The organism is Paucilactobacillus nenjiangensis (assembly GCF_005405445.1).
Classification (GTDB): Bacteria; Bacillota; Bacilli; order Lactobacillales; family Lactobacillaceae; genus Paucilactobacillus; species Paucilactobacillus nenjiangensis.
The window spans coordinates 1-8,575 of the sequence record NZ_BJEB01000075.1 but is presented as its reverse complement, the minus strand read 5'-3'; the positions used below and the strand labels follow the sequence as shown (position 1 = coordinate 8,575).

At 37.7% G+C, this 8,575-nt stretch carries 7 protein-coding genes; 3 read left to right on the top strand and 4 right to left on the bottom strand.

Going from position 1 to position 8,575, the window contains the following annotated elements; all coding sequences use genetic code 11:
* Nucleotides 1-581 precede the first annotated feature (581 nt).
* The 3 genes from FFM59_RS09165 to FFM59_RS09155 all read right to left on the bottom strand — a co-directional run bounded on the left by FFM59_RS09165 (nt 582) and on the right by FFM59_RS09155 (nt 3,138).
* Nucleotides 582-2,054, bottom strand: coding sequence for a sugar porter family MFS transporter (locus FFM59_RS09165; protein WP_137602737.1), 1,473 nt, complete (start codon nt 2,052-2,054; stop codon nt 582-584).
* Nucleotides 2,055-2,420: 366 nt separating this feature from the next.
* Nucleotides 2,421-2,693 carry a hypothetical protein gene (locus FFM59_RS09160; protein WP_137602736.1) on the bottom strand — a complete coding sequence of 91 codons (273 nt, stop codon included), beginning with the start codon at nt 2,691-2,693 and terminating at the stop codon, nt 2,421-2,423.
* A 19-nt stretch (nt 2,694-2,712) separates the two neighbouring features.
* A complete protein-coding gene (locus FFM59_RS09155; protein WP_137602735.1) occupies nt 2,713-3,138 on the bottom strand; it encodes a hypothetical protein in 426 nt (141 codons plus the stop codon).
* Between the two features lie 112 nt (nt 3,139-3,250).
* On the opposite strand from FFM59_RS09155, the gene FFM59_RS09150 reads away from it, so the two are divergent.
* The gene (locus tag FFM59_RS09150; protein WP_137602734.1) at nt 3,251-3,781 is read left to right on the top strand and encodes a TetR/AcrR family transcriptional regulator; all 531 of its coding nucleotides are present in this window, start codon (nt 3,251-3,253) and stop codon (nt 3,779-3,781) included.
* A gap of 355 nt (nt 3,782-4,136) precedes the next feature.
* Here the strand turns inward: FFM59_RS09150 and FFM59_RS09145 are convergent, their stop codons facing one another.
* The gene (locus FFM59_RS09145; protein ID WP_137602733.1) at nt 4,137-5,336 is read right to left on the bottom strand and encodes an SAM-dependent methyltransferase; all 1,200 of its coding nucleotides are present in this window, start codon (nt 5,334-5,336) and stop codon (nt 4,137-4,139) included.
* A 243-nt stretch (nt 5,337-5,579) separates the two neighbouring features.
* Between FFM59_RS09145 and FFM59_RS09140 the strand changes: the two genes are divergently transcribed.
* On the top strand, nt 5,580-6,620 hold the full coding sequence (locus FFM59_RS09140; RefSeq protein ID WP_137602732.1) for an AI-2E family transporter: 1,041 nt from the start codon (nt 5,580-5,582) through the stop codon (nt 6,618-6,620).
* A gap of 121 nt (nt 6,621-6,741) precedes the next feature.
* Nucleotides 6,742-7,428, top strand: a complete 687-nt coding sequence (locus FFM59_RS09135) for a 2,3-diphosphoglycerate-dependent phosphoglycerate mutase (protein ID WP_137602731.1) — start codon at nt 6,742-6,744, stop codon at nt 7,426-7,428.
* Nucleotides 7,429-8,575 lie beyond the last annotated feature (1,147 nt).

Here is an 8,575-nt window from a genome sequence, read left to right as displayed (position 1 = left end):
ACGTATCATTCAAAGAGTGATAGGCAAGTATGCGGTGTTCCTAGAAGCCCGGGAATTTATTCCCGGAGTAGTTCACTGAATGCTGTTAAACCGGGTTAAATATAAAATATTTTTATTGTTTCGAAATTTAAGTATAATTCTCTAAAATATTTGATAACAATGTTAATTAAATGCGACATTTCAGCAATTTGGTGGTACACTCAGTGTCACTCCTGGTGAATGGACACAGGGGACTGATGGATCAAGTCAAGGCGCTGACATTTTAAATTCAGGTCGCGCAACCATTAAAATTGGCAATACTTCGCTCGAAGATAATACATCTACGCAAATTGAGGCAGCCAACGATGCCCAAGCTCAAACTAAGGTTGGGAAAGCCATCTCATTGGCTATCGACCGTGGGACTTCCGTTAAATCCGGTTCTTATACTAAAAGTTTAAACTGGAACTTAACGACAAACGTTAATGAAACAACAAATTAAAATATAAAACATAGCGCTGCAAATTAATTCAATCAATTAATTTGCAGCGCTATTTAATTGCATTAAAAAAACACAGCCAACTTGCGACCGTGCTTTAAGATAATTAATTTGATAAAGGTTTAGTTGAAGTAGGTTCTCCTTCTTCAGTATAGCCTTTAGCATGTGCTTGAGAACGAAGATCAGCTTCAATTGATTCAAGACTACGGTTACGAGTTTCAATCGTGTATTTGGCAATGAACCAGATAGCGGCGAAACAAAGTGCACCATAGATAAGGAACAATTTAGCAATCCCTTGACCTTCAGCGTTAGCTGCATGAGCAGGTGTGAAGGCAATTAATAACATTGGGAATGATTGTGAAACGGCGAAGTTAGCTGTCCAGTTAACCACAGCGCCAAATGAGTTACCTAAACCACGAATGTTAAGTGGGAAGGCTTCACCAATCATAACCCACATTACAGGGCCCCATGTTGCTGAGAAGAAGGCGATGTAAAGAGTTAAAGCAATAACACAAATCCATGAACCTAAGTTACCATCACCAGCTTTAAGAACTAACATTGCAGCTGACATGACGAAGAGTGAAACACCCATTCCGATGGCACCGAAAGTTAACATCTTTTTACGATCAATTTTATCCATAATCATCACAGCGATAGCAGTAACAACCACGTTGAAGATACCAATAATGATATGTGATTGAAGGGCGAAATGTTCGCTAAAGCCAGCTGAAATAAAGATTGTTGGTGCGTAGTACAAAACAGTATTACAACCCATGACTTGTTGGAATACCGCTAGCCCGATTGCCATAATCAAGACTGGCCGTGACATGTGTCCGAATAATTCCTTGAAACCACCTGAAGGAATTTGAGCTTGTAGTTTGATATCATGTAATTCTTCTTCAACCGCTTTTTCATTTGGGTTGATTTGGAGTAACACTTTGTGTGCTTCATCCACTTGGCCTTTTTTAACCAAGAAACGTGGTGATTCTGGTAAGAACAGTCCACCAAAGAACAAAATAGCAGCAGGAACAGCAGCTAAACCTAACATCCATCTCCAACCAACAGCTGATGATAAACCAATCATCCCTTGTGGTGAAAGCCATTCGTTAGAAACGTAAGCTAAGAAGATACCAGTCATAATCATTAATTGGAATAACGTTCCAATTCCACCACGCTTTTCAGCAGGTGCAAGTTCTGCCAAGTAAGTTGGAATCAAGGCTGAAGCAGCCCCAACGGCAACCCCTAACAAAATTCGTGAACTAACTAAGACGTAGTATTCTGGCGCAAAGCCTGAACCCATTGCTCCAACGAAGAAAATAACAGCAGAAGTCAATAGTAGCTTTTTACGACCAAGTCGATCTGACAGTGGTCCAATAATTGCAGCACCCAGAATAGCTCCTAATAGAACTGATGCGGTAATGAAACCGTTTGCGAAAGAACCTGCAGCGATATTCAATTCCTTGTTAATGAAGAGCATAGCACCTGAGATAACCCCTGTATCATAACCGAACAGTAAGCCACCTAAAGCACCAAAGAAATAAATAAACTTAGTAGACATATGTCTCCCAGTATTTGTCATAAGTGTTCCCCTTCCTTGATACGATCCAAAATAATAAGATTGAGACACGGTTCACATTGGTAACCGCTTTCAAAAGATAGTATAACTCATTTAGTTTGTTTCGGCAACCAACCAAATGAAAAAGATGTAAACGCTGCCAATTAAAATGGAGTTGTAAATACACAACTAAATATTGTGTATATTATCACAGACTTATTATTGATTTTCGTTAAGACTTTGATTCAAAAAAATGAGTCGTTTTGATCAAATTTATCGATGAACTACGTTACAATTTAACCAAATAACCGGGAAGGGAGCAAATATGAAGGACTTGGAAGAGAAAAAATGCATCTGACTTTTAACGGTCAGATGCATTTATGTTAATGATTAATTTTTGGCAAGTGAGTTAACTGGATAACGGTAGGCAATCCATAAATATCTCAGTGCGTAAATAATGCAGATGATTCCCAGGAGTGAGAACCAAGTATAATCTAAGACGGTAATGGCGGTTGCGAAGAAGCCATATCCTTTTGGTAAGAAAGTAAAGATAGTACCAAAAAGTGTAAACCAACCTAAAGCAATGGTACCGAAGCGACGGTCGCCCATTTCTTGTAGCTTCCATGAAACAGCCATCGCCAGGATAGCATTAGTTGACATCATCAAAATCAAACAGATGTGGTCACCTAGTCCTAAGCGTAATAGCCAAAACAGTTAGATAACCGAAAATCCCCATAATCCAACCAGTCCGTTCGCTTACGTCTCGGTGAAGATATTTCTTCCAAATAATATTGCGTTCATATTTAACAGACATGAAAAGTGAGAATAATTCAATACCGACAAAAATTACACAACCAAACCATAATACTTCAAACAACCACCAGTGAATCGTGACAAACCATTGATGGAATAACAATGAAAAGGTCAAATCATGGCCAAAGTACCAGGCGTGCATCCAAAAGTAAAAGGGTGATTCTCTATCCTTTACTTGCATTGCAATACTTGTACCATATTGCAAAAAGCCAAATAAATACGTTAATAATGCCATGAAAACGACTGAATTTTGATGAGCGTAAATAATTTTCATCACTTCAGAAATTGTATACATAATTGCTACCTCCTAATTAATGTGTATAATATAAACTCAATAGGAGTACCATAACAATCACTATTTACATAAAAGTGTGCATTAATTCTCAAAAGTGAAGAAGGTGGATAAGATGGATCGACGGGTGGCAAAAACAAAACGCGGATTACAAGAAGCGTTATTTGAATTATTGGACCAAAAAAGTTTAGCAGACATTTCTGTGACCGAATTGTGTGAACGTGCCGATATCGGTCGTCGTACGTTTTATTTGCACTACGACAATATCATGGAAATTTTCGATGATTATTTGCAGGACTTTTCTACTCAAATTGAGTCGCAGTTGAGTCACCAGCCAGTTGATGCGGAAACTTTATTAGGTATCTTTAATCAGATCTTTTCAGACTACCAATCGCAGTTTCAAATTATTTGTCTAAATCACCGCCAAGATGCATTGGTGAATAAATTGGAATCTATGTTGTTTGCCACGTTAGCGGACGTGATGTCTATTCATCAGCATAAAATTGCCACCTTGAAGTACATCACTAGTGGCATTATTAATGTGTACGTGTATCAAATTAACCATCCAGAAGAATTATCACAGACGGAATTATCGGACGAGATGATGGTATTGTTGCGTGAGGACTTATTAATTTTGAATCGTTAATATTATTGTGCTGCAACGTGTATATAAACCAACTTTGTCACCTAAATCAAAATAGCGTGAATCAATTAAAAATCTAATTGATTCACGCTATTTCTTGTTAGAAGCTCCGAAGTTAAACGGCTTGTTTAACATTCATTTCATAATCGTGTTCAAATCCACAAATCGTTCACTTAACAAAATATTTCTAACACCTAAAGTACAGGCATTAGAAATATTATAGTTAAAAACTCACGATTTAAGCGTAGATTTTCTCACTCTCTTTAATCGTGTTCCAGTTCACAACTTTCTGCGCCTAATTAATATAGGACACTATCCCAAGTGCGGATAATGTCCTATATCTATTAGTGCTTAAAAGCTATTCGTGAACTGTCTCACTCTGAGCTTCATACATATAATCTCTTGTAATAGGTAATACACGGCCAGAAGGGCCTTTAGTCATCAAGAATTGAATGACATCGATGTTACCAGATTCAAAGGATGCAGCACAGGCATTGAGATAAAGATCCCACATGCGAGTGAAGTTGATTCCTTGCATCTTTTCAATAGCTTGACGTTTGGCGTTGAAGTTATCATCCCAGATTTCAAGCGTCCGTTGATAATGACGACGGAGTGGTTCCATATCTGAGATTTGCATACCAGCATCAACAATATGTTGGATATTTTCAGTCAAACCAGGCACATAACCACCTGGGAAGATATACTTATTAATCCAACCATTGTAAGCTCCACCTTGTTGACGAGTGATACCATGAATTAATGCCACGCCATCATCAGTCAAGTAACGATTAACGTCCTTGAAATATTCGCCAAGGTTTTCTTCACCGACATGTTCAAACATCCCGACTGAAGTTACATAGTCCCATTGACGATCGCCAAGTTCACGATAATCAAGCAACTTCACTTCAGCAATATGTTCGAGACCTTTGTCTTTAATCTGTTGAGTGACATAGTCAAATTGTTCTTGGCTCAACGTCACCCCGGTGACTCTCAAACCATACTTTTCGGCCGCGGTTAACATCAAAGTACCCCAGCCACACCCAATATCCAGCAGTGTGTTACCTGCTTTCGGATTAAGCTTTTGTAGAATGTGATCCACCTTGTCTTGTTGTGCTTGGAACAAATCGTCCGTGTTGCCGTTGGTGAAGTAGGCACATGAATAGGTCATCGTGTCATCCAACCACAAACGGTAGAAGTCATTACCAACATCATAATGACTTTGGACATCTTCCTTACTTGCCTTTTCTGAATGCTTTTGCTTAGGCAAGAATTTAATGAATTTTTTGTTATGGAAGAAACTATCTGCATTTTCATAAGCGGCGGTAATCAATTCTTGAATATCACCCTTAATCTCGATACGTCCATCCATATATGCTTCGCCAAGTGCGATTGAAGCATTCTTTGTAATTTCTTTAATTGGAACAGCTTCTTTAAAAATGATGTTAACTTGTGGTGCGCCTTCGCCATAAGTTTCGGATTTTCCATCCCAGTAAGTAACGGTAACGGGGATGTTGAAAGAATTGCTTAAAAATTGCTTATAAAACGTTTTCTCTAACATAATATCCTCCATGCCAATGTTTGACGACAGTTATTATACGCCTATATTGAAAAACTTGCTAACCAAAAGTTAGTAATGTGTCGTTTAATGGACAGAAGTTTAAAAACAGCCCTACGTGGAAATCGAAGCAGGAAAATAAATTGCAAATAGTTAAGAAAGGTAATTAATCATCGTATTTATTTGGAATGGTCGATTGGACTGTTATAATTGACTCTAATTAGTAAAGGGTAGGGAGGATTTACATTGGTAGAAGCGTGGCATAGTTTTTTAGGGAACGTTAAATTAAGGCGATTCACCGTCTTAGCATTATTGATTGCAATCTTATTTTTGATCAAATCCATGTTAAGCATGTTATTACTGACCTTTGTTTTCACTTATTTAGTGGTAAACTTCGTCAGATTTGTTCATAAACATACGAAAATTCCTAGTAGCATTCTGGTGATTGTCACTTACATAGTGATTATCTGGGGACTGTACATCGGGATTATTAATTATTTACCACAGCTGGTTAATCAAATCATTAAGATGACTGATTCACTGGTCCAATTTTACAATCATCAAAATACGACTGATTTTTACAAATTCGTCAACAAGTACGTCAGTGTTTCCAGCATTAACGAACAAGTGAAAAAAGGCGTCACACTCATCTTCAGCTATGCCACCAGCATTGGCTCGATGGCGTTCACGTTCTTCTTATCATTTGTTCTCAGTTTCTTTTACGCAGTCGAACTCAAGCAACTGCATCGTTTCTCCCAGAATTTTAAAACCGGCGATTTCGCCTGGTTCTTTGGTGATATCGAATACTTCGGTCGCAAATTCGTCAATACGTTTGGGGTCGTGATTGGTGCTCAATTTTCCATCGCCATTGCGAACACGATTATCACCACTATTTGCTTAATCTTTATGCAAATGCCACAAATTTTAACGTTATCATTAATGATTTTTATTTTTAGCTTGGTACCCGTCGCTGGGGTGATTGTCTCCAGTATTCCACTGAGCATCATTGCTTACTCCGAAGGTGGCTTTAAACAAGTAGCCTACATTATCATTATGATTGTGGTCGTCCATGCGATTGAAACGTACGTTTTGAATCCACAATTCATGGCCAACCGTACTGAATTACCCGTCTTTTATACTTTCGTAGTCCTGATGGTTGGTGAACATTTCTTCGGCGTGTGGGGCCTGATTGTCGGAGTACCTATTTTCGTCTTCTTCCTTGATTTACTGGACGTGAAGCACATTGGTAAAAATAAAAAAGCGGTTGAGACTGCGAAGCCGGATTAATTTGTCAAAATGGGTTTCGATTTAGTCCGTTTCAGAGTAAAATGGAGAATGTATAAAATTTGTGCTGAACATCACTTGTGGTGAACAGCCGTCTAAATAAGAAGAAAGAGGTTTTTATCTCATGGCAAAACTTGTATTAATTCGTCACGGACAAAGTGAATGGAACTTATCTAACCAATTTACTGGTTGGGTTGACGTTGATTTGAGCGAAGAAGGCGTTGAACAAGCTAAGAATGCTGGTCGTGCAATCAAAAAAGCAGGACTTGAATTTGACTATGCTTACACTTCAGTCTTGAAGCGTGCTATCAAGACTCTTCATTACGCATTGGAAGAATCAGACCAAATCTGGGTTCCAGAAACTAAGACATGGCGCTTAAACGAACGTCACTACGGCGCACTTCAAGGCCAAAACAAGCAAGAAGCAGCCGACAAATTTGGCGCAGACCAAGTTCACACTTGGCGTCGTTCATACGACGTTTTGCCTCCATTGTTGGATGCATCTGACGAAGGCTCAGCTGCTCAAGACCGTCGTTACTCAAACTTGGATCCTAAGTTGATCCCTGGTGGCGAAAACCTTAAAGTTACCCTTGAACGTGTAATGCCTCTTTGGGAAGATGAAATTGCACCTAAGTTGCTTGATGGTAAGAATATCATCATCGCAGCCCATGGTAATTCATTACGTGCCCTAAGCAAGTATATCGAAGAAATTTCAGACGACGATATCATCAACTTGGAAATGGCTACTGGCCAACCAGTTGTTTATGACTTTGATGAAAAGTTGAATGTCTTAGGTAAAGAAAAATATTAAGAGCGAGATAAAAATCGGTTATTAACCTGTGCAAATGCACACGGTTTGATTTCGTAGAAAAATGAAAATTCGGCAATGATTCGTTAATTGAATCATTGCCGAATTTGTTTTAACTTATAAGAAAGTATAGATTTTGAACTAGTCTAAGCCAGGAAATACCAAGGACTTAGACTAGTTCAATTTTTAGAAATTTGAGTGTAGTTGAAAAACGATAGGCAAGGAACTAAACAAAAATAATAAATTTAAAATAATAGAAGTTTAATTATGTATTTAATATATAGACGGACAATTCAGAATTCTGAATTCGAAGTCACCAATCGTTTTAGCGACTATTTTTGACTACCTCAGCAGACAAATTTGATGATGGGAGGTATCAAAATGAAAACTAGAGAAAGGTATTATTGCAGTGGACAATATTTATTTGTTCTTATGCATTGCTCAAACAGCTATCAATATAGTAACAATGTTAGTGCGTTTGATTATCATGCTAAAGACAAAAAATAGAGTAACAGTCAAAAGACGATTACTCTGCCATAAAAATAGTACTGATGATTGGTGGAAAATGAATTGGGCAAACAATTCATTTTCCTTACATAGACAATATAACGCGAGTTAGATAAAAACTCAAGATAAATAGATTAACGTAAATTGACAATAATTACGTACTTAATATATAGACGGACAATTCAGAATTCTGAATTCGAAGTCACCAATCGTTTTAGTGACTATTTTTGAATACCTCAGCAGACAAATTTGATGATGGGGGGTATCAAAATGAAAACTAATGAAAGGTGCTATTGCAGTGGACAATATTTATTTGTTCTTGTGCATTGCTCAAACAGCTATCAATATCGTAACAATGATAGTGCGTTTGATCATCATGCTCAAGACGAAAAAATAGAGTAACCGTCAAAAGACGATTACTCTCCCACAAAAATAGTACTGATGATTGGTGGAAAATGAATTGGATGAACAATTCATTTTCCTTACATAGACAATATAACGCGAGTTAGATAAAAACTCAAGATAAATAGATTAATGTAAATTGACAATTGTTACGTACAGTAAGCTGGATGTAAGCTGATTCCTGAGACAACTTTTAAGAGAGGGTATAATGAATAAATCATCTCTCAAAAGGAAGGAATTT

Bases quoted from the DNA above. Each gene is read 5' to 3' on its own strand.
- FFM59_RS09165 (WP_137602737.1), bottom strand. From the start codon at position 2,054: ATGACAAATACTGGGAGACATATGTCTACTAAGTTTATTTATTTCTTT.
- FFM59_RS09160 (WP_137602736.1), bottom strand. From the start codon at position 2,693: ATGATGTCAACTAATGCTATCCTGGCGATGGCTGTTTCATGGAAGCTA.
- FFM59_RS09155 (WP_137602735.1), bottom strand. From the start codon at position 3,138: ATGTATACAATTTCTGAAGTGATGAAAATTATTTACGCTCATCAAAAT.
- FFM59_RS09150 (WP_137602734.1), top strand. From the start codon at position 3,251: ATGGATCGACGGGTGGCAAAAACAAAACGCGGATTACAAGAAGCGTTA.
- FFM59_RS09145 (WP_137602733.1), bottom strand. From the start codon at position 5,336: ATGTTAGAGAAAACGTTTTATAAGCAATTTTTAAGCAATTCTTTCAAC.
- FFM59_RS09135 (WP_137602731.1), top strand. From the start codon at position 6,742: ATGGCAAAACTTGTATTAATTCGTCACGGACAAAGTGAATGGAACTTA.